Genomic DNA, 21947 nt, shown 5'->3' with positions numbered 1-21947 from the left:
ACCCTCTTTCAAGCTTTAGAGCGCTTCGGCGCCCGAAATAATTTCAATCAGTTCCGTGGTGATCTTTTCCTGACGCTGTCGGTTATAGGACAGTGTCAGTTTGTCGATCATCTCACCGGCGTTGCGCGTTGCGTTGTCCATCGCCGTCATTTTCGCGCCCATCTCACCGGCTGCGTTTTCAAGCAGAGCACGGAAAATCTGAACACGAATATTGAGCGGTACGATTTCCGATAGAATGCTTTCCGCATTCGGCTCGTAATCGTAAAGTGCTGCTTCGGAACGCTCCTCGCCCTTTTCAGGCGCGGCTGCCGGGATAAGCTGCTGGCTCGTGGGAACCTGCGAGATCACCGATTTGAATTCTGAATAGATCAGCGTGCAGACGTCGAACGCCTCATCATCAAACATCTTGATGACCTTGTTGCCAATCTCTTCTGCATTCTCAAAGCCGATCTTGCGCACATCGCGCAATTCAACACGCTCGACGATCTGATCCGCAAACTCGCGACGCAGAGCATCATAGCCTTTTCGGCCAACGCAGAAAATCTTAACCGTCTTGCCTTCAGACGCCAGACGATGCGCTTCGATCCTTGTATGGCGTGCAAGCTGCGCATTAAAGCCACCGCAAAGGCCACGCTCAGCCGTGCAGACCAGCAACATGTGCACCTGATCCTTGCCATTGCCGCGCATCAGCGCAGGCACTTCATCGCCTTCGCTCACAGCGGCTGAAAGGTCAGCCATAACATCAGCCATACGCTCGGAGTAAGGCCGCGCGTTTTCCGCGGCCTCCTGCGCACGACGCAGCTTCGCCGCAGCGACCATCTGCATCGCCTTGGTGATTTTTTGCGTCGCCTTCACCGAGGCAATACGTTGCTTCAGATCCTTCAATGAAGCCATGGGTTATAAATCCCCGTTCAAATTGCCTGGTTCAACTTACGAAAAGTTCTTAGCGAATGCCTCTACGGCCGCCTTCAGCTTGGACTTCAGATCGTCGTTAAGAGCCTTTTCAGTGCGGATCGCTTCGAGCACGTCCTTGCCTTCACCACGCAGATGCGACAGGAGTCCCTGCTCGAACTTGCTGACGTCGGAAACCGGCAGCTTATCAAGATAGCCGTTCACACCAGCGAAGATAACAGCAACCTGCTCTTCCGTCTTCAGCGGCGAGAACTGCGGCTGCTTGAGAAGCTCAGTCAGGCGCGCACCGCGGTTCAGCAGGCGCTGGGTTGCGGCATCAAGATCGGAACCGAACTGCGCAAAGGCAGCCATTTCACGATACTGGGCAAGCTCACCCTTAATCGAACCGGCAACCTGCTTCATCGCCTTGATCTGGGCCGACGAACCAACACGCGAAACCGAAAGACCAACGTTCACAGCCGGGCGAACACCCTGATAGAACAGGTCTGTTTCAAGGAAGATCTGACCATCGGTAATCGAAATCACGTTGGTCGGAATAAAGGCAGAAACGTCGTTACCCTGCGTTTCAATAACCGGCAGGGCCGTCAGCGAACCAGCGCCACGCTCTTCGGAGAGCTTGGCAGCACGCTCCAGAAGACGCGAATGCAGGTAGAAAACGTCGCCCGGATAAGCTTCGCGGCCCGGCGGGCGGCGCAGCAGAAGCGACATCTGACGATAGGCAACAGCCTGCTTGGAAAGATCGTCATAACCGATCAGAGCATGCATACCATTGTCACGGAAATATTCGCCAATGGCGCAGCCGGCAAACGGTGCGAGATACTGCATGGGAGCCGGATCGGAAGCCGTAGCGGCGATAACGACCGAATATTCCAGAGCACCGCGCTCTTCCAGCGTCTTCACAAACTGCGCGACGGTGGAGCGCTTCTGGCCGACAGCAACGTAGACGCAGTAAAGCTTATCGTTGTCCGGGCCATTATCATGGATCGGTTTCTGGTTCAGGAAAGTGTCGAGGATGATGGCGGTTTTACCGGTCTGACGGTCACCAATCACCAGCTCACGCTGACCACGACCGATCGGGATCAGGGCGTCAATGGCCTTCAGGCCAGTCGACATCGGCTCATGAACCGACTTACGCGGGATGATACCCGGAGCCTTAACGTCAACTGTTGCACGGGCTTCCGACGCGATCGGACCTTTGCCGTCGATCGGGTTACCCAGAGCATCAACAACACGACCGAGCAGACCCGGACCAACCGGAACGTCCACAATCGCGCCGGTGCGCTTGACGACATCGCCTTCACCGATTTCACGGTCGGAGCCAAAGATAACGACACCGACATTGTCGCTTTCAAGGTTCAGCGCCATACCGCGCACGCCACCGTCGAATTCGACCATCTCACCGGCCTGCACATTGTCCAGACCGTAGACGCGGGCGATACCGTCACCAACAGACAGAACCTGGCCGACTTCCGAGACCTCAGCCTCTTCGCCGAAATTTTTGATTTGCTCTTTCAGAATTGCGGAAATTTCCGCGGCCCGGATATCCATCAGCCAACCTCTTTCAGTGAAAGCTTAAGTTTGGAGAGTTTAGTGCGCAAAGACGTGTCGATCTGGCGGGATCCGACCTTGACGATCATACCGCCAAGAATGGACGGATCCTCGGTGATCTGCAGGGTAACATCCTTACCCGTAACGCCTTTAAGCGCAGCGCTCAGTTCTTGTTTCTGCTCATCCGACAATGCATGCGCAACGGAAACGAGGGCCGTCATTTCACCGCGATGCTCAGCAAGCTTTTCGCGATAGGCAACAACCATGCCCGGCAATGTGAAAAGACGGCGATTCTTGGCGACCAGCTTCACGAAATTGGCAACGTAACCGGTCATTCCAATCTTCTGAAGAATAGCGGTCACAGCCTTGAGCTGCTCATCGGCGGTAAAAGCCGGGCTGGTGATCAGTCGCTGAAAGTCTTCGCTTTCCTTGATCAGCCCGTCAATTTTCTCAAGGTCGGCGCTGACTGCATCAACGCTGCCCTCTTCCAACGCCAGGTCAAACAATGAGGCAGCATAACGCCGCGCAACATCGGATACAGATTGGGATAGGTCTGCCACAGGCACAATTTCCCCTAAAATACGGCCTCTTCAAAAGTCACCCGCTGAACGGATGCAAGGCCTCCAAAACCTCTTAATATCCCCGAGAAACAGCTATAAAACCTGTTTGCCCTCTCAATAGTGGGGTTCGTCTAGCACAGCTCTTTGCGACTCGCAACACGCTCACGACCCGTTTACAATGCCGCCATAGCTTAATCGACACAAACGCTAATAAGCCGAAAATCAGGCGGATTGAAGCCTCGTCCGGTCGTCAGGCCCACCCAAGACCGTAGAGCAGCATAAATACGCCAGCTACCGCCTGACATACAAGAAAAATCCCGCCCTTTATCGACCGGCTTTTCAGCGTGCCCATCCACAACAATCGGGTCAGGAACCCGAAAATCAACGCCAGGCCAAATGTGCGGAAAATCATAGGCTGGTCGAACAGCAACGCCATCAGCGACATCGCTGCATAGGTCCCACCGATAAGCGACCGGATATGGATGCTTTGAAAGCCCTCTTCCTTCAGCCCGGAAAACCCGGCCATTCCCAAAAGCCGCAAAGGGGCAAGAGCAACCACAAGCCCCCATAGAAAAATCAGGATCGCCATAAACAAGGCAACCTGCCCGACAAAACTTTCCGGCCAATAAAAACTCATGGAAAACCCTCCTGCGCCGTAACGCCCGCCCGCGAACGGCTCTTATTTACTTCTAGCTACAGAAAGCTTTGCGGGTCAATGTCGAGCTGGACATGAATCGAGCCGCGGGGCTTTGGCCCCTTGTCCAGCATCGCTGAGAGATAACCCTGAACGTCATCGCTTCTGCGCGCATGAACCAGAAGTCTGAACCTATAGCGCCCTCTGATCAATGCCAGAGGCGCCTCTGCAGGGCCAAGAATGTCAATTGTCGCGGAAGGGGGCGCCGCAGCACGAAGACCACGCGCATGATTTTCCGCATCCGAACGGTTCTCAGAAGAAACGATGACGGCCGCCAGCCTGCCGAACGGAGGCAGACTGGTCTTCTCGCGTTCTGCGATTTCGCGCTCATAAAAAGCATCCGCGTCGCCGGATATGATTGCCTGCATGACTGGATGTGACGGCTGGTAGGTTTGAATCAAACCGATACTTTTTCGCCCGGTCCGTCCGGCACGCCCCGTTACCTGCGACAGAAGCTGGAAAGTGCGCTCCGCGGCACGCGGATCACCATTGGAAAGGCCGATATCTGCATCGACCACTCCGACGAGTGTCATCAACGGAAAGTTATGCCCTTTCGCGACCAGTTGCGTACCAATGACGATATCAGCTTCGCCATTGGCAACAGCATCAAGCTCCAGTCGCAAACGTTTGACCCCACCCGCCATATCGGATGACAGAATAATTGTCCGCTTGTCCGGGAAATGCTGTTCGACCTCTTCTGCGATCCGCTCAACGCCCGGCCCACACGCTGCCAGATGATCAAGCGTTCCGCATTCCGGGCAGGCCTCCGGCACTGGTTCGGCATGGCCGCAATGATGGCACATCAGTTGACCACGAAAACGATGCTCGACCAGCCAGCTGGCACAGTTAGGGCACTGAAACCGATGCCCACAGACACGGCAAAGCGTCAACGGCGCATAGCCTCGACGGTTCAGAAACAACAGCGCCTGTTCTCCGCGCCCTACCGTATCTTTTATAGCCGAAAGCATCACGGGGGAAAGAAATCCGCCGCGCTGAGGGGGATGGCGCCGAAGGTCGACTGTTTTCAGGTCCGGCATAGCCGCTTCAGCAAAGCGTCCGGGCAGGTGCAGGCGCTCATAGCGCCCCGCCATTGCGTTGACCTGGCTTTCCACCGAGGGCGTTGCAGAAGCCAGAACGGCTGGAAACCCGCCAATGCGAGACCGCACCACAGCCATATCGCGGGCATTATAGAAAACCCGGTCTTCCTGCTTGTAGGCCGAGTCATGTTCCTCATCGACGATGATCAGGCCAAGCTCCTGAAATGGCAGGAACAAGGCTGATCGCGCACCGGCAACAACACGAACCGCGCCTTCTGCAGTCTGCCGCCAGACCTTTTCGCGCATGCGCGGTGGCAGATCGGAATGCCACTCCCCCGGCTTTGCGCCAAAACGGTCTTCGAAGCGTTTCAAAAACACAGACGTCAAGGCGATCTCGGGCAACAGAATCAAAACCTGCTTGCCGCGCTTCAGGGTTTCAGCGACGGCTTCGAAATAGACCTCGGTCTTGCCTGATCCTGTCACCCCATCGATCAGCGTGACGCCGAAACCACCTTCAGCCACAAGGTCGCGAAGGGCTTCTGCTGCTTCTGCCTGATCACCGGAAAGCACAGGTGGTGCATGGTCGGCATCCGGCGTCCCCACAATCGGCGGCGGGGGCAGAAAAACCGTATCGAAGACGCCTTTCTTCATCATTGTATCGATGACGCTTGCGCTCACACCGACGGCCCTGGCAAGGCCCAGACGCGTCCATCCGGCACTGTTTTCAGCCATTTCAAGCACGCGCTTTCGCGCAGGTGTCAGCCGATCCGGCGTTTCGCCGGTCAGCACAAGCCCCTCCACCATGGGCTCCGGGTCAAGTGCTGCTGGCGCGCGTACGGCCATGCGGGCGACAAGGCCCGGCGGCGTCAGCGTGTATCCGGCAACCCACTGGATAAATTTCCGCATCTCATCTGAAACAGGCGGACAATCAAAAACATGTTCAATCGGCCGCAGCTTGCGGGCCGGAACGTTACCGTCTTGCGCACTCTCATCCCAGACGATGCCGATGACCTTGCGCGGACCGACGGGCACCTGCACAACGGAACCGGGGAAAACCGGCATACCATCAGGGACCGCATAGGAATAAGGGCCGGGAACCGGCAACGGCACCATGACCGGAACACTGCGCGAAGCGGGCGGTGCGGCCGGTTTGCCGAAAAGATCAAACGAATCTCGTGTCATGAAAAAGACAGTGCCTGTCAGAGGCGGTCAGGAAAAGCCCATTCAACAGAAGAAAGGCATCGCGGTAAAAGCATCGGGCAATCAGATTTTGAATTCAGCGTCCGGATTTTCTGCCAACGATACCACAGTGTGCTTCTCGAGCGCCGCTGTCACCTCGGCTGAATCGCCAGCCAGCTGATCGGGCTGGATCAGATTTCCAACGGTGAAATCGAAGCGGTCGCCTTTCTTATTCAGGAGCTCGTGGAAAACGGTCATATCGCGCAGCTCGGTCGACCATTTCGCGAACCAGTAGAAAAGGCCAGAGTTTCGCGCTTTGAGATTCACAGGCAGGACAGGAAGGTTGTATTTCCGGGCAAAACCAACGGCTGATGCCTTCCAGGGCCGCTCATTCAGCTTGCCATCCGCCCAGTAGGCAATGCGACCAGACGGGAAAAGGATCATGGCCTTTTCTTCCTTGATCGCCCGATTCGTGACCTGCAGTGTTTCGCGCGCCTTGATCTTGCTTTTGAATTCGTCGCGCCATTCGACCGGAATAATCATCTCCACAAGCCGCGGATTCACCCGGACAGCATCGCGATTGGCGAAGAATGTCATATCCGGCCGGCGCTCTTTAAGCAGATCGAAAACAGCCACGCCATCTGCAATGCCGGTCGGGTGGTTGGGCACCATCAGAAAACCACCCTTTTCAGGGATACGCTCAAACCCGGTGCAGTTCACATTGAGGTTCAGCTTTCCCGACAGGTAATCAAAGACTTCACGGCCATTCATCGTCTCGGTATCATTGGCGAATTCCATCGCCTTGCCATAACCGAGCAATGTATAAAGAAAAGGCCGCATAACGGGCCAGAACGGACTGTGGACGATCTTTTCGCCACGCTCTGCAATCAGCGTGTCAACGATGTGTCCGGGACGCCCCTGGGACACAAGCGCCACAGTCTCTGCAAACTGCCCCAACGAGGATGAAGAATCACGACGCGCCATTGATCGCCCTGCTTGTGCTGGAAGGTCTGTATTGCAAATCCATATGATAAAACAATGACGCCTCCCTGATCTCTTAGGTTTTTAGTAACCCAATTTACTGCAAAATCTGTCTCCGGCAAGCCTGACATCAAGCGGAGAATGCATGAATAACATTTTGGTTCCTGCAGATGCGCGATTGCTTGCTCTGCGTCAAGAGTGGCTTGGCGTTCTTATGGGCGAGCGCCGCCTTGCCGAAAACACGATTGAAGCTTACGAGCGTGACACGCGCCAGTTCCTGACCTTCCTGTGTCAGCATATCGCGCGACCGGCAAGCCTTGGCGACATCGAGACACTGCGGCCTGCGGATATTCGCGCCTACCTCGCATATCGAAGAAGCCGCGGTTCACAGGCAAGAACACTGGGCAGAGATCTGGCAGGGATCCGCTCCTTTTTGCGCTGGCTGGAAAAGAAGGGGCTTGCCAATGCCGCCGGTGTCCGGGCCATGCGTGCTCCCAAGCAACCGCGCGCACTTCCCAAGCCGCTGAAGGCTGAAGATGCTCTGGCGCTTGCCGAGGCAGGAACACAACTGGCCGAAGAACCGTGGGTGGCGGCACGAAATGCAGCAGTTTTTTGCCTGCTTTATGGCTGCGGGCTTCGCATCTCAGAGGCACTCGGCCTCACACCAGAGGCTTTTACAAGAAGGTCAGACAGCCTGCGGATCACAGGGAAAGGCAACAAGACGCGGATGGTTCCGCTTCTGCCTGCAGCACTTTCTGCCGTCGAGCAATATGTTGCGCTTTGCCCTTATCATCTTCCTGACGAAGAACCACTTTTCAGAGGCTTGCGCGGAAAGAAACTGCAGCCTGCCATCATTCAACGCGAAATGCAGGCTCTGCGTGGTGCACTCGGGCTTTCGGATACGGCAACACCACATGCGTTGCGGCATTCTTTTGCAACGCATCTGCTGGCAGCGGGAGGCGATCTGCGCACCATTCAGGAGTTGCTCGGCCATGCCAGCCTTTCAACAACGCAGGTCTATACCGGTGTCGACACAACCCGGCTTCTGGAGATCTATGACCGAACGCATCCCAGTGCGACACACGATCAATAAGCCCCACCAGATGCACTCCCGGTCTGGCGGCATCACGACTTCAGCACCACCTTTATCGTGATTGAATTGATACCGCAGCAAATTACTGTATTAATAGGCCATGGTCGTCTTCGCACGTTACCACCCATTTTCCGATATTTTTTCTGCACCGGAATTTTCGTCCAACATCAGGAAATCACGTGTCTTTTCTGTTCGGTCTGCCCCTTTTTCTGTCGATCATCCTGTTCATCTTTTGCGGTGTTGCTCTCTATGGCATTGCCCACATGGCTCTTGCCCTTCTGGCCAAGGTCACCGGCAGCGATTCCTACGCAGTTCCAATCGGTGCCTTTACCGGAACTGTCGCAACCGCGTGGGCACTTTCTTTAGGCTTCGTCGCAGCCGACATATGGGCCCTGAACGCTCAGGCTGATCGGGGCATAAGTGCGGAGCGTTCCGCGATCCAGCGCCTTATAGGGAACGCGGGTCCTGAAGTTCTCAACTCTCATAAACTCGAGCACGCCGTAAAACGCTATCAGGAACGCGTCGTGCGGGATGAATGGCAGACAAACAAGAATCTGTATCCGGCACGTTCGGTCGAGCGTTCTCTGCAGAGCATCCGGATCATTATCATGGACATTGCGCGCGGGGATGCTCCGCAGGCGATTATCGCGCAGACCGTGAGTATTTTTGATGACCTGCAGGAGGCCAGATCTATCCGTCTGGCAATCGCAAATACCACCGTCGATCAGTACAAGTGGTATATGCTGATCAGCCTTACCCTGCTGACGACATTTGCCATAGCAGCCGTTCATGCCGATCGTGTGCGTGCAGGCCGAATGGCGCTGACACTTTATGTAATGACCGCGACCTTATGTCTCTGGATACTGGTGATCCACGCCAACCCTTATGCCGGCGTGGAACAGATCCAGGCATCTTCTCTGGAGATTGATCAGAGCCTTTGACCGTGAACGTTCAGGCAGGTGCGTGTTCAGGACCGGTTTCTGCGTCGCGCATCGCCTGCTTGATAAAGGCGACAGACTCCTCAAGCTTTTGCGCTTCCCACGCATTCAGCTCAACCGCGAGCTGGCATATAATACCTTCGCGTCCGATTATGCAGGGCATGCTCAGCGCCACATCGCCATCATGGCCATACTGTCCGCGCAGTGTTGTTGACGCAGGGTAGATACTGCGCTCATTCAGCAGCACCGACTTTGCCATTGTAATCGCCGATTGCGCTACACCGGCATTTGTCCAGCCCTTTCCGTTCAGCACCTGATAGGCCGCTGAGACGATCTTTGTCTTGACCGTATCGGGATCATTGATATCGGCACTGGCCTCAAGATACGCGCCGACCTGATCAAAGGGTATGCCCCCGACACTTAAATGACTGAGCACCGGAAAAGCCGTAGAGCCATGCTCTCCCATCATGTAACCGGTCACGGATTTCGGATCGATACAATAAGTGTCGGCCAACAGTTTTCTCAGTCGCGCTGAATCCAGCATCGTGCCGGTTCCAAAAACACGACCCTTCGGGTAGCCAAATTCGTTTTCGGCGATATAGACCATCGTATCCAGCGGGTTTGTAATCAGAATGACGATGGCTTCCTGCGTGTATCTTGTGATACCCGCCATCACCTCCCGAATAACCTGACAATTGGTTTTCGTCAGGAGCGAGCGATCCGGCTCGCCATCGGGGTCATCCGGGTCTGGAAGCACGCTCGGACCGGCAGCAATGACAATCACATCTGCATCTGCGCACTGCTCATACCCACCCGATCGCACATCAACATTGTTCATATAGGTCAGAGCGGTGGCCTGTGCCTGATCAAGCGCCTCACCGAAGGCAACGTTGTCGAGAATGTCGATCACACCAATCTCGGCAAAAAGCCCGGCTTTCATCGCATCGGCCAGAACATAGGAGCCGACGTGCCCGACGCCGACAACAACCAGTTTATTCTTGTGCATTGTCTTCTCTTGCTTCCTTTGTGGCACGCCCGCACGACCTCCCAAACGCACGGTATTTGCCTGGTATCTCTAAAGCGATGGCCGCCACTTCCCCTTGCGATAGGACAAATGGTGAAACCACCTGATCTCAAAACGAAAAACGGCCCGCGGATGCGGACCGTTTTTTGATTATCCGGACTTCCTTCGGAAATCACATGTGGATCGGCTTGAAGAAGGTGGCCATGGCGGCTTCCTTGACAGCTTCCGACATCGTCGGATGAGCGTGGCAGGTGCGGCCAAGGTCTTCTGAAGATCCGCCAAACTCCATCAGCACAGCAGCTTCATGGATCATCTCACCAGCGCCGAAGCCAACGATATGTACGCCGAGGACACGATCCGTTTCCTTGTCCGCCAGAACCTTGACGAAGCCGTCAGTCGCTTCCATGGCCCGGGCGCGACCATTGGCCATGAAGGGGAATTTACCGGCTGTGTACGCGACACCGGCGGCTTTCAACTCTTCCTCGGTCTTGCCAACGGAAGCGACTTCCGGCTGCGTGTAAACAACGCTCGGGATGACCTCATAATTGACGTGACCGGCCTGACCCGCGAGAATTTCAGCCAGTGCGACACCTTCGTCTTCAGCCTTGTGGGCGAGCATCGGTCCCTTGACGACGTCGCCGATCGCATAAATGCCATCAACATTGGTCTTGAAGTGACCATCGATCTCGACGCGGCCGCGCTCATCGAGATTGACGCCGACTTCTTCCAGACCAAGGCCTTCTGTGAACGGCCTGCGACCGGTGGAAACCAGAACAATATCGGCATCAAGCGTTTGAGCGTCGCCGCCCTTGACTGGCTCAAACGTTACCTTTGCGCCCTTGCCGGTCTTCTCGACAGCCGTGACCTTCGAAGACAGTTTGAAATCGAGACCCTGTTTTGCAAGCATTTTCTGGAACTGCTTGGAAACATCACCGTCCATAGCGCCAAGGATCTTATCGAGGAATTCAACAACAGTGACCTTGGCACCGAGACGCGACCAGACTGAGCCCAATTCCAGACCGATCACACCGCCGCCGACCACGACCATTTTTTCCGGAACCTTCTTCAGTGCAATGCCACCGGTGGACGTCACGATGGTCTCTTCATCGATATCGACATCAACGCCGGGAATACCGGCTGCATCGGAGCCGGTTGCAATCACGATGTTTTTTGCTTCCAGCTCTTCGAAAGAACCGTCTTCCTTGGCAACGGATACTTTTCCGGGCGCAACGATCTTGCCGGTGCCCTGATACCCGTCGATCTTGTTTTTCTTGAACAGGAAAGCAACACCATCGACATTCGCCTTAACGACCCCGTCCTTGTGCGCCATCAGCTTATCGTGATCAAGCGCAACACCGGAAAGCTTCACACCAAGGCTTTCCATGCCGTGTGCAGCATGCGCATACTGTTCGGAGGCGTGCAGCAGAGCCTTTGAGGGAATGCAGCCAACATTCAGGCAGGTGCCGCCATAGGTCGCGCGCTTTTCAACAACAGCAACCTTCAGACCAAGCTGAGATGCCTTGACCGCGCAGACATAGCCGCCGGGACCGGAACCGATAACGATAAGATCGTATGCCATGGGATTTCCTTCTTACGTTTTGCGGTCATCGGCTGGTCTACTGCTCATACCGGGCCGACTCCCGTCGAACTTACATATGATTTTCAATACGGATGTGCATGGTCATCCGGCCCTTTCCGTCGCGAGCTTCAGCCCGAAAACAATGAACACAGCACCGCTGGCCCGGTTGATCCATTTGCTGGCCTTCTCAAACCCGGCCCGCATTGCAGGCATCGTCAGAAAAAGCGAAACGCTGACAAACCAGGCAATCAGGCAACTCGCCATCACAGCGCCGTAACCAAGCTTGACTGCCGACGGCGTTTCAACACTGACGACAGTTGAGAAAACAGACAGGAAAAACAGGACGGGTTTCGGGTTCAGCGCATTGGCCAGAAAGCCGAGTGAAAACGCTTTCATCATCCCCTGAACAGCCTTATCGCTGGCCTCAGCGCGCACAGAAAACTCAACTTTGCCTGTCCGGAACGACTGAATGCCGAGATAGATCAGATAAGCTGCCCCCAGCCATTTGATCACGTTAAACATCAGGACCGACTGTGAAATAATCAGGCCCAGGCCAAGGATCGTGTATCCCACATGAAAAAGAAGCGACGTACCGATGCCCAAACTGGTGAGTACAGAGGAACGTCTTCCATGCACCAGCGCCTGCCGGATAACCATCGCTGTATCTGCGCCGGGCGCGATAATCACAAATGCGAAAATCGCCATCAAAGCACTGAGCTCAACGAGATATTGGTGCATCATCGCCAGAACCGTCCTTATTGCCGTGACAAGGCCAGCTTCAGGCCAAAACCGGCGAATGCGAAAGCCACACTGCGGCGCAGCCACGTCATCGCCCGTTCACTCGACAAGACCCGCTGACGCAGCAGCGCAGAACATTGTCCATAAAGCACAAAAACGATGAACGTCATGGCCATGAACGACGCCGACAACAGCAGCATAACCAATACCGGGTTTTCAACGCCGGGCTCGATAAACTGCGGCAGGAAGGCCAAAAAGAACACGGATAATTTCGGATTTAGGATATTCAGGAGAAAACCGTCACGAATGATCGCGGATAACGGGCGCTTTGCACGGGGGGCATTCGAAACCGCTAAAGAGCCAGTCTCTTTCAGAGCCTGCCAAGCCAGGAACAGCAGATAAGCCACGCCTGCAAACTTCAGAGACTGAAACAGCACTGCGCTTGTGTGAAACAACGCAGCCAGACCCGCAACTGAGGCAATGATAGCCGGAACAATACCCAAAGTGCACCCAAGCGCGGCGGCAACAGATGCCATGCGCCCCTGAGAAAGACCTGTCGCGAGTGTATATACCACGCCCGTTCCGGGGACCAGGACCACAATCAGCGCGGTTATCAAAAACTCGATGCTCATGGCCCTGCCCCTTCCATTTTGTGATTAAAGATCGAGAACCAGGCGTTCCGGATCTTCGAGGCTTTCCTTGACGCGCACGAGGAAGGTCACGGCCTCCTGACCATCAACCATGCGGTGGTCATAGGACAGCGCCAGATACATCATCGGACGGATGACGACCTGACCGCCGATCGCCATCGGACGCTCCTGGATTTTGTGCATACCCAGAATGCCGGACTGCGGCGCATTCAGGATCGGCGACGACATCAGCGAACCGTACACACCACCATTGGTGATGGTGAACGTCCCGCCCTGCATGTCTGCCATGGACAGCTCGCCGCTGCGGGCAGCCTTTGCCAGACGCGCAATCTCGGCTTCGATCTCGGCAATCGACATCTGGTCGGCATCGCGAACGACCGGCACGACGAGTCCCTTGTCGGTGCCAACAGCAACACCGATATGGCAGAAATTCTTGTAGATGATGTCGGTGCCATCGATCTCTGCATTAACCGCAGGAAGCTCTTTGAGCGCATGGGTGACTGCCTTGGCAAAAAAGCCCATGAAGCCGAGCTTCACATTGTGCTTCTTCAGGAACAGGTCCTTGTACTTCTTGCGCATTTCCATAACGGCAGTCATGTCGACTTCGTTATAGGTGGTCAGCATCGCCGCGGTGTTCTGTGCATCCTTCAGACGCTTTGCAATCGTCTGGCGCAAGCGGGTCATCTTGACGCGCTCTTCGCGGTCAGCATCCTCAACCTTCGAAGGTGCGCGGGCCGGTGCCTTGGAAGCAGGCGCAGCCGGTGCAGACGTCCCCTTTGCAACAGCTGAAATGACATCGCCTTTAAGGATCTGCCCACGCTTTCCGGAACCTTCAACCTGATCGGCGGAAACATTCTTTTCAGCCATCATCTTGGATGCAGACGGAGAGGCAGGCATATCCGAGCCGGAGGGTTCAGCAGGCTTTTCAGCCTTGGCCTCTTCCTGCTTTGGTGCTTCCTCTTTCTTGTCTGCTGTCGGAGCAGCAGCAGCGCCCTCACCTTCGGCGATCTGGCCAAGAAGAGCATCCAGCTCCACGGTCTCGCCTTCCTGTGCGGTGATTTCCGAAAGCGTACCAGCGGCAGGCGCCGGCACTTCGATCGTCACCTTGTCGGTTTCAAGCTCTACGATCGGCTCATCGGCGGCAATCGCATCGCCGACTTTTTTATACCAGGTGCCGACCGTGGCTTCGGTAACGGATTCACCCAGAGTGGGAACGCGAATTTCAGTGGCCATTTCTAAAAGTCCCGATTTTGACAAGTGTCTCGTTTCTTAAACGCCTCAAGGGCGCTGGACAGGCCGGGCAGACCGGCCTGTATTACATTCTGAAGTTATTCGCCAAGCGCATCTTCAAGGAATGCTGAAAGCTGTGCAAGGTGGCGCGACATGAGGCCGGTTGCCGGAGATGCAGATGCCGGGCGGCCAGCATAACGCACGCGGCTGTGCTTGGCGTCGATATGCGTCAAAACCCATTCCAGGTATGGCTCGATGAACGACCATGCGCCCATATTCTTCGGCTCTTCCTGACACCAGACCATCTCGGCATTCTTGAACCGTGACAGCATGTTGATGAGCGCCTTTGCCGGGAACGGATAAAGCTGTTCGACACGCAGCAGGTACACATCGTCGATACCGCGCTTTTCACGCTCTTCGAACAGATCGTAATAGACCTTGCCCGAGCACAGAACCACACGACGGATTTTGGAATCCTTCACCAGTTTGATTGGCGTGTCATTCTCAACCGCGTCGTCCCACAACAGACGATGGAAGGCGGTTTCACCGGCCATCTCGGACAGCTTCGACTGTGCCCGCTTGTGACGCAGCAGAGACTTCGGCGTCATCAGGATCAGCGGTTTGCGGAAGTCACGCTTCAGCTGCCGGCGCAGAATGTGGAAGTAGTTGGCAGGCGTCGTCACATTGGCAACCTGCATGTTATCTTCCGCGCAAAGCTGCAGCCAGCGTTCAAGGCGTGCCGAAGAGTGCTCAGGCCCCTGCCCCTCATAGCCATGTGGCAGGAGGCAGACGAGACCCGACATTCTGAGCCATTTGCGCTCACCCGACGAGATGAACTGATCGAATACCACTTGCGCGCCATTGGCGAAGTCGCCGAACTGGGCTTCCCACAACGTCAGTGCATTCGGACGTGCGAGCGAATATCCATATTCGAAACCAAGCACCGCCTCTTCAGAGAGCATCGAATTGATGACCTCGTAACGGCCCTGACCGGGACGGATGTTCTGAAGCGGGATATAGCGATCTTCGCTTTCCTGATCATAAAGAACCGAATGGCGTTGCGAGAATGTGCCGCGTTCGGAATCCTGACCGGACAGACGCACCTTGAAGCCTTCATGGCAAAGAGCGCCAAAAGCGAGCGCTTCAGCCATCGCCCAGTCGATGCCCTCACCGGTTTCCATCATCTTGGAACGGTTGTCGAGGAAACGCTTGACCGTCTTGTGAACGTGGAAGCCTTCCGGAACCTCGGTCAGTTTCTGCCCGACCTCCTTCAGCGTTTTCATCGGCATGGATGTCTTTCCACGACGCAGCTCATCGGCATTATCCGCCGTACGCAGACCGGACCATTCACCGTCGAGCCAGTCGGCCTTGTTTGGCTTGTAGGACTGCCCCGCTTCGAACTCCTGACCGAGAAACTCGCGCCAGTCGGCACGCATCCTATCGAATTCTTCCTTGGTCAGCAGACCTTCTTCGATCAGGCGATCAGCGTAAAGATCGGTCACAACCTTATGGCCGCGAATGACCTTGTACATCTTCGGCTGCGTGAATGCAGGTTCATCGCCCTCGTTATGGCCGAAACGACGATAGCAGAACATATCGATCACGACCGGCTTGTGGAATTTCATGCGGAATTCGGTCGCAACCTTGGCCGCATAGACCACCGCCTCGGGATCATCACCGTTCACATGGAAGATCGGCGCTTCGATCATCTTGGCAACGTCAGAGGGATAGGGCGACGAACGCGAGAAGGCCGGGTTCGTGGTAAAGCCGATCTGATTGTTGACGATGAAATGCACTGTGCCGGCAACGCGATGACCACGCAGGCCGGAAAGGCCGAGGATTTCTGCAACCACGCCCTGACCGGCAAACGCGGCATCACCGTGCAGCAGAAGCGGCATAACCTTGGCGCGTTCTGAAAGCGGAACGACCTCGCCTTCGCGACGGGTGGCGATGATATCCTGCTTCGCACGGGCCTTACCCATGACCACCGGATCAACGATTTCCAGATGCGACGGATTGGCTGTCAACGACAGGTGAACATTGTTGCCATCGAACTCACGGTCTGAGGAAGCACCAAGGTGGTACTTCACGTCACCGGAACCTTCAACGTCATCAGGCTTGAAGGAACCACCCTTGAACTCATGGAAAATCGCACGGTGCGTTTTTGCCATCACCTGCGAGAGGACATTGAGGCGTCCGCGATGCGGCATGCCCAGAACGATCTCTTCCAGCCCCAGCGAACCGCCGCGCTTTATGATCTGCTCCAGAGCCGGGATCAGCGATTCTGCGCCATCAAGGCCAAAACGCTTGGTGCCCTTGTATTTGGTATCGAGAAATTTTTCGAAACCTTCGGCTTCAACCAGCTTCTGAAGAATAGCCTTTTTGCCCATCTCCGTGAAGAAGATGCCCTTTTCCGGGCCTTCAATACGCTCCTGAATCCAGGATTTTTCTTCCGGATTGGAAATGTGCATGAATTCGACGCCAAGCGTCGTGCAATAGGTACGCTTCAGGATATCGACCATTTCCGGGATCGTGGCATATTCCAGCCCCAGAACATTGTCGATGAAAATCGGGCGATCCATATCGGCATCGGTGAAGCCGTATGCCTGCGGCGACAATTCGTTGTAATCGTCGTCCGCCATGCCTGCCAGGCTGAGCGGATCAAGCTTGGCATGAAGGTGACCACGCATGCGAAATGCGCGGATCATCATCAAAGCGCGGACAGAATCGCGGGTTGCACGCAGCACATCTTCATTCGAGATCGCACTGCCACCGGCGGCCGCCTTGTCCTTGATCTTCTGCTCGACGACTTTTTCCACGTCATGCCAGTTGCCATCGAGCGCCGCTGTCAGTTCGTCGCTTGGCTTAACCGGCCAGTTGTCTTTCTTCCACGAAGCACCGCCTGCTGCCTTTTTGACCGCATCCGGCTCGTCGCCCAGCGATTTGAAGAAAGACCGCCACTCTTCTGAAACAGAGTTCGGATTATCTTCATAAGCTGCGTAAAGCTGCTCGATATAATTCGCGTTGGCGCCGTCGAGAAAAGACGTCAGAAGGAATTGTTCGTTGGCTTCTTGCCTTGCCATGTGCACCTGAGCGGATCGCGTCCGCCTCCCGCATTTTTAACAGATGGTCCGAACATGCCGGCCATCGGATGAAAACCATTCGACTGCGATCATGACCGCAGCAAGTCGAAACGGCAAATCCGTGATGGCGACCTGAGGCCGCCATCACGGTATCTTGATCATTATCTGGCTCAGCCCTTCAGGAGTTCAACCAGCGTCTTGCCGAGACGGGCCGGAGAAGGCGACACCTTGATGCCAGCCGATTCCATCGCCTCGATCTTGTCTTCTGCGCCGCCCTTGCCGCCGGAGATCACAGCACCGGCATGGCCCATCGTGCGGCCGGGAGGGGCTGTGCGGCCTGCAATAAAGCCAACCACCGGCTTCTTGCGGCCCTTCTTGGCCTCGTCCTTCAGGAACTGGGCTGCTTCTTCTTCAGCCGAACCGCCGATTTCGCCGATCATGATGATCGATTCGGTCGCATCGTCGGCGAGGAACATTTCCAGCATGTCGATGAACTCGGTGCCCTTGACCGGATCGCCGCCGATGCCGACAGCCGTTGTCTGGCCGAGCCCTTCATTGGTGGTCTGGAACACGGCTTCATAGGTGAGCGTGCCCGAACGCGACAAGACACCGACCGACCCCTTGGAGAAGATCGAGCCCGGCATAATGCCGATCTTGCATTCTTCCGGCGTCAGAACGCCCGGGCAGTTCGGGCCGATCAGCCGCGAATTCGACTTCTCAAGCCGTGCCTTGACCTTCACCATATCTGCAACCGGGATACCCTCGGTGATGCAGACGATCAGCGGAATTTCGGCTTCGATCGCTTCCAGGATCGCAGCGCCCGCGCCTGCCGGCGGAACGTAGATCACGGACGCATCAGCGCCGGTCTTTTCCTTGCCTTCAGCAACGGAAGCGAAGATTGGCAAAGCAGTGCCATCAACACCGGATGACCATTCGGTGCCACCCTTTTTCGGGTGGATACCGCCGACCATCTTGGTGCCGTAATAGGCCAGCGCCTGCTCGGTGTGAAACGTACCGGTCTTGCCGGTCAGGCCCTGAACCAGAACCTTGGTGTCTTTATTGACCAGAATAGACATGGGTTCCTCAAGCCTCCTTAACGGCGCTTACGATTTTCTGAGCGGCATCATCGAGATCGTCAGCGGCGATCACGTTGAGGCCGGATTCGTTGATCAGCTTCTTGCCGATTTCCACATTCGTGCCCTCAAGACGGACAACCAGCGGAACCTGCAGACCAACTTCCTTCACGGCCGCAATCACGCCTTCAGCGATCACATCACAACGCATGATGCCACCGAAGATGTTGACCAGAATGCCCTTCACCGCCGGATCGGCCGTGATGATCTTGAAGGCTGCCGTGACCTTTTCCTTCGAAGCGCCGCCACCGACGTCGAGGAAGTTTGCAGGCTCGGCACCATAGAGCTTGATGATGTCCATTGTTGCCATGGCAAGACCGGCGCCATTGACCATGCAGCCGATATTGCCGTCCAGCGCAACATAGGCGAGGTCATACTTGGAGGCCTCGATTTCCTTGGCGTCTTCTTCGGTCGTATCGCGCAGTTCGCGGATATCGTCGTGACGGAAGAGCGCATTGCCATCGAAGGAGACCTTGGCGTCAAGAACGCGCAGATGACCGTTTTCCATAACGATCAGCGGGTTGATCTCCAGAAGGCTCATGTCCTTTTCGACAAAGGCCTTGTAGAGGATCGGGAACAGCGCTTCGCCGTCCTTGGCCGCGTCGCCTTCAAGCTTCAGCGCTTCATTCAGCGTCTTGATGTTTTCAGCGGTCACACCGGCTTCCGGGTCAATCGCAACGGTGACGATCTTGTCAGGCGTTTCCTCAGCCACGGTCTCGATGTCCATGCCGCCTTCGGTGGAAACCACGAAAGCGACCTGGCCGACCGTGCGGTCAACCAGGAGCGAGCAGTAAAGCTCACGATCGATATCGGCGCCGTCTTCAATATAGAGGCGGTTGACCTGCTTACCGGCGGGGCCGGTCTGCTTTGTGACCAGCGTGTTGCCGAGCATCTCGTTAACGAAGGCCTTGACCTCGTCGGCCGATTTGGCGAGGCGAACGCCGCCCTTTGCGTCAGCCGGCAGTTCCTTGAACTTGCCCTTGCCGCGGCCACCGGCGTGGATCTGGCTCTTAACAACATAAAGGGGACCAGGCAGCTTGCCGACGGCAGCATCGACCTCGTCGGCGCTCAGGATGGCGACACCGTCAGCAACCGGCGCGCCGTAGCCCTTCAGCAGGGCTTTGGCCTGATATTCATGAATATTCATCAGATATCCGTCCTCTTAAAAGAATGGGATTTTTTTCGAAATCACTTATGTCAAAGCGGGGGCTATTTCCTTGCAGGCATCGCAGAGCCCCTTCACGGCCTCAACCGACTTATCGAAGCCCGACTTGTCTTCGCCCTGAAGGTCGATCTCGACAACACGCTCAACGCCACCTTCACCGATAACGATCGGAACGCCGACATACATACCGTCAACGCCATACTGGCCGGTCAGGTGGGCCGCAGCAGGCATGACCCGCTTCTTGTCCTTCAGATAGCTTTCAGCCATGGCAATCGCGGAAGCAGCCGGAGCATAATAAGCAGAACCGTTCTTCAGCAGGCCAACGATTTCGCCGCCGCCCTTGCGGGTGCGATCAATGATGGCATCGAGTTTTTCCTGCGTGGTCCAGCCCATCTTGACCAGATCGGGAAGCGGAATGCCGGCAACCGTCGAGTACTGGGCGACCGGGACCATGGTATCGCCGTGGCCACCAAGAACGAAGGCGGTGACATCTTCAACGGAGACGTTAAACTCTTCCGACAGGAAGTAACGGAAACGGGCGCTATCGAGAACGCCGGCCATACCGACGACTTTTTCAGCCGGAAGACCGGAGAACTTCTGCAGGGCCCAGACCATCGCGTCGAGCGGGTTGGTGATGCAGATCACAAAGGCGTTTGGCGCATACTGCTTGATGCCGGCGCCAACAGCTTCCATAACTTTCAGATTGATGCCGAGGAGATCATCACGGCTCATGCCCGGCTTACGCGGAACACCGGCAGTCACGATGCAGACATCTGCGCCTTCGATGGCTGCATAGTCGGATGCACCGGAAAGCTTCGCGTCAAAGCCATCAACCGGGGAAGATTCTGCGATATCCAGCGCCTTGCCCTGCGGCAGGCCGTCAGCGATATCGAAGAGAACGATGTCACCGAGTTCTTTCAGGCCAGCCAGATGGGCGAGCGTGCCGCCGATCATGCCGGATCCGATGAGTGCGATTTTTTTGCGCGCCATGAATGTATCCTCTGAAAAACTGTTCCTAGACGAACGTCAAGGTCCGCCAAATGTCCGGCTTGGGATATCGGCAATGGAGCTAAAATTCAACCGATTTTTCCGAAGCCAATATTTTCAATCGGTTATATCCATTTTTATTTACTTTTACGTAAAAATTTTTAGGATAATTCACCTATTTCGCCCCATTTCTCCTTGTGCGCCGCAAGATAATCGGCACTTCTCATTTCAAAAAGTCGTGAAACCGTGCGATCAAATTCAAACCCTTCACGCCCCTGCCGCACAACCAGAAGTTCCTCCGGCATGGCAGCCGCAGAAATGACGGCACGAATGTGGCGATCATAAAGCGTATCGATCAGAATGATAAAGCGCTTGATTTCATTGCGCCGTTCAGCCTCCAAAATCGGTACACCCTCAATAAAGACTGTCGAGAACCGGCGTGTAATCGCCATGTAATCCGCTGCTGCGAGCGGGCTTTCACAAAGATCGGAAAACGAAAATCGGGCAAAGCTGTCGCAGGCCTTCGGCACATAAAGCATGCGGCCGCGCACTTCCACTGAAGCCGGTTCACCGTCACGCCCACGCGTCAGATGCATCCAGCTTTCTTCCATATTCTGCCGGGTCTCATCGTTGAGCGGCGTCATGTAAACGGGGCGGCTCTCAAACTTCTCCATGCGGTAGTCGGTATCGGAATCGAGTGTCGTTACCGTGACATTGACCTTCAGGATGTCAATAAAGGGCAGGAAAAGCCCGCGGTTGAGGCCATCCTTGTAGAGATCATCGGGCGCGAGATTCGAGGTCGCGACGAGTACACAGCCCCGCTCAAAAAGGGCGGAGAAAAGCCGCGACAGGATCATCGCATCGGCAATGTCGGTGACCGTGAACTCATCAAAGCACAGCAGCCGCGCTTCCGCGATAATATCATCAGCAACAGGCGGTACAGGGTCGGGCTTCTTGACTTCACCGGCCTTCAGTTTGCGGCGGTAGGCATTAATCCGGTCCTGCACATCGGCCATGAATTCATGAAAATGCGCCCTGCGCTTATCTTCAATCGGCGCGACATCGAAAAACATATCCATGAGCATGGTCTTGCCGCGCCCGACAGAGCCGTGGACGTATAGCCCCGGAACGACAGGCCCACCGGGTTTGCGCGTTTTACCCAGAATACGGGATAGCAAGCCGCCATTCTTCTTTTCCGGAGCGTCGGCAAGTGCACCCAGAATATGATCAAGCTTCTCAGCGACAGCCAGTTGCGCCCCATCGGCCTTCAGGCTTCCATCTTCGGTGAGCGCGTTAAGGCGTGCAGTCACGCTTTGAAGGGCGAGAACGGTCATGAAAAAATCCACAGAATGTATGAGAGGCGGTTCATGGCTTTGACATGACAGGAACCCGAAAGAACCGCAAGGCGAAGTGGCT

18 protein-coding genes are annotated in these 21947 nt (G+C 55.6%); 2 read left to right on the top strand and 16 right to left on the bottom strand.

Annotated features, from left to right (window positions below):
• Positions 1–15 precede the first annotated feature (15 nt).
• The 6 genes from EDC90_RS00775 to EDC90_RS00750 all read right to left on the bottom strand — a co-directional run bounded on the left by EDC90_RS00775 (position 16) and on the right by EDC90_RS00750 (position 6914).
• On the bottom strand, positions 16–894 hold the full coding sequence (locus tag EDC90_RS00775; protein ID WP_132307514.1) for a F0F1 ATP synthase subunit gamma: 879 nt from the start codon (positions 892–894) through the stop codon (positions 16–18).
• A 36-nt stretch (positions 895–930) separates the two neighbouring features.
• Entirely contained in the window at positions 931–2460 is a 1530-nt protein-coding gene (gene atpA / locus EDC90_RS00770; protein WP_132307512.1) for a F0F1 ATP synthase subunit alpha, read from the bottom strand.
• The gene (locus EDC90_RS00765) at positions 2460–3026 is read right to left on the bottom strand and encodes a F0F1 ATP synthase subunit delta (protein WP_132307510.1); all 567 of its coding nucleotides are present in this window, start codon (positions 3024–3026) and stop codon (positions 2460–2462) included. The genes atpA and EDC90_RS00765 overlap by 1 nt, the downstream gene beginning before the upstream one ends.
• A gap of 244 nt (positions 3027–3270) precedes the next feature.
• Positions 3271–3657 (bottom strand): hypothetical protein, encoded by a 387-nt coding sequence (locus tag EDC90_RS00760; protein ID WP_132307508.1) that lies wholly within the window; start codon positions 3655–3657, stop codon positions 3271–3273.
• Positions 3658–3713: 56 nt separating this feature from the next.
• The gene (locus EDC90_RS00755) at positions 3714–5933 is read right to left on the bottom strand and encodes a primosomal protein N' (RefSeq protein ID WP_132307506.1); all 2220 of its coding nucleotides are present in this window, start codon (positions 5931–5933) and stop codon (positions 3714–3716) included.
• A gap of 81 nt (positions 5934–6014) precedes the next feature.
• Positions 6015–6914: a GNAT family N-acetyltransferase gene (locus tag EDC90_RS00750; protein ID WP_132307504.1), complete on the bottom strand. Its 900-nt coding sequence runs from the start codon at positions 6912–6914 to the stop codon at positions 6015–6017.
• Positions 6915–7056: 142 nt separating this feature from the next.
• On the opposite strand from EDC90_RS00750, the gene EDC90_RS00745 reads away from it, so the two are divergent.
• Both EDC90_RS00745 and EDC90_RS00740 read left to right on the top strand, forming a co-directional pair.
• Positions 7057–8004 (top strand): tyrosine recombinase XerC, encoded by a 948-nt coding sequence (locus EDC90_RS00745; protein ID WP_132307502.1) that lies wholly within the window; start codon positions 7057–7059, stop codon positions 8002–8004.
• A 179-nt stretch (positions 8005–8183) separates the two neighbouring features.
• The gene (locus tag EDC90_RS00740) at positions 8184–8945 is read left to right on the top strand and encodes a DUF4239 domain-containing protein (RefSeq protein WP_132307500.1); all 762 of its coding nucleotides are present in this window, start codon (positions 8184–8186) and stop codon (positions 8943–8945) included.
• Positions 8946–8955: 10 nt separating this feature from the next.
• Here EDC90_RS00740 and EDC90_RS00735 read toward each other — a convergent pair whose 3' ends face one another.
• The 10 genes from EDC90_RS00735 to zapE all read right to left on the bottom strand — a co-directional run bounded on the left by EDC90_RS00735 (position 8956) and on the right by zapE (position 21865).
• The gene (locus EDC90_RS00735; RefSeq protein WP_132307498.1) at positions 8956–9948 is read right to left on the bottom strand and encodes a lactate/malate family dehydrogenase; all 993 of its coding nucleotides are present in this window, start codon (positions 9946–9948) and stop codon (positions 8956–8958) included.
• Between the two features lie 190 nt (positions 9949–10138).
• Complete coding sequence (gene lpdA, locus EDC90_RS00730) at positions 10139–11545, bottom strand: dihydrolipoyl dehydrogenase (RefSeq protein ID WP_132307496.1); 1407 nt, start codon at positions 11543–11545, stop codon at positions 10139–10141.
• Positions 11546–11647: 102 nt separating this feature from the next.
• The gene (locus EDC90_RS00725) at positions 11648–12283 is read right to left on the bottom strand and encodes a LysE family transporter (RefSeq protein WP_132307789.1); all 636 of its coding nucleotides are present in this window, start codon (positions 12281–12283) and stop codon (positions 11648–11650) included.
• A 17-nt stretch (positions 12284–12300) separates the two neighbouring features.
• Entirely contained in the window at positions 12301–12915 is a 615-nt protein-coding gene (locus tag EDC90_RS00720) for a LysE family translocator (RefSeq protein ID WP_132307494.1), read from the bottom strand.
• 24 nt (positions 12916–12939) lie between these two features.
• Entirely contained in the window at positions 12940–14166 is a 1227-nt protein-coding gene (gene odhB / locus EDC90_RS00715; protein WP_132307492.1) for a 2-oxoglutarate dehydrogenase complex dihydrolipoyllysine-residue succinyltransferase, read from the bottom strand.
• Between the two features lie 95 nt (positions 14167–14261).
• Positions 14262–17246, bottom strand: a complete 2985-nt coding sequence (locus tag EDC90_RS00710) for a 2-oxoglutarate dehydrogenase E1 component (protein ID WP_132307490.1) — start codon at positions 17244–17246, stop codon at positions 14262–14264.
• A 170-nt stretch (positions 17247–17416) separates the two neighbouring features.
• The gene (gene sucD, locus EDC90_RS00705) at positions 17417–18322 is read right to left on the bottom strand and encodes a succinate--CoA ligase subunit alpha (RefSeq protein WP_132307488.1); all 906 of its coding nucleotides are present in this window, start codon (positions 18320–18322) and stop codon (positions 17417–17419) included.
• Positions 18323–18329: 7 nt separating this feature from the next.
• Complete coding sequence (gene sucC / locus EDC90_RS00700) at positions 18330–19526, bottom strand: ADP-forming succinate--CoA ligase subunit beta (RefSeq protein ID WP_132307486.1); 1197 nt, start codon at positions 19524–19526, stop codon at positions 18330–18332.
• 45 nt (positions 19527–19571) lie between these two features.
• Entirely contained in the window at positions 19572–20534 is a 963-nt protein-coding gene (mdh, locus tag EDC90_RS00695) for a malate dehydrogenase (protein WP_132307484.1), read from the bottom strand.
• Positions 20535–20692: 158 nt separating this feature from the next.
• Positions 20693–21865 (bottom strand): cell division protein ZapE, encoded by a 1173-nt coding sequence (gene zapE / locus EDC90_RS00690; protein ID WP_132307482.1) that lies wholly within the window; start codon positions 21863–21865, stop codon positions 20693–20695.
• Positions 21866–21947: the final 82 nt, after the last annotated feature.

Source organism: Martelella mediterranea (assembly GCF_004342225.1).
GTDB classification, from domain to species: Bacteria; Pseudomonadota; Alphaproteobacteria; order Rhizobiales; family Rhizobiaceae; genus Martelella; species Martelella mediterranea_B.
The sequence above is the reverse complement of the archived record's forward strand: the minus strand, read 5'-3'. Positions and strand labels throughout refer to the sequence as shown.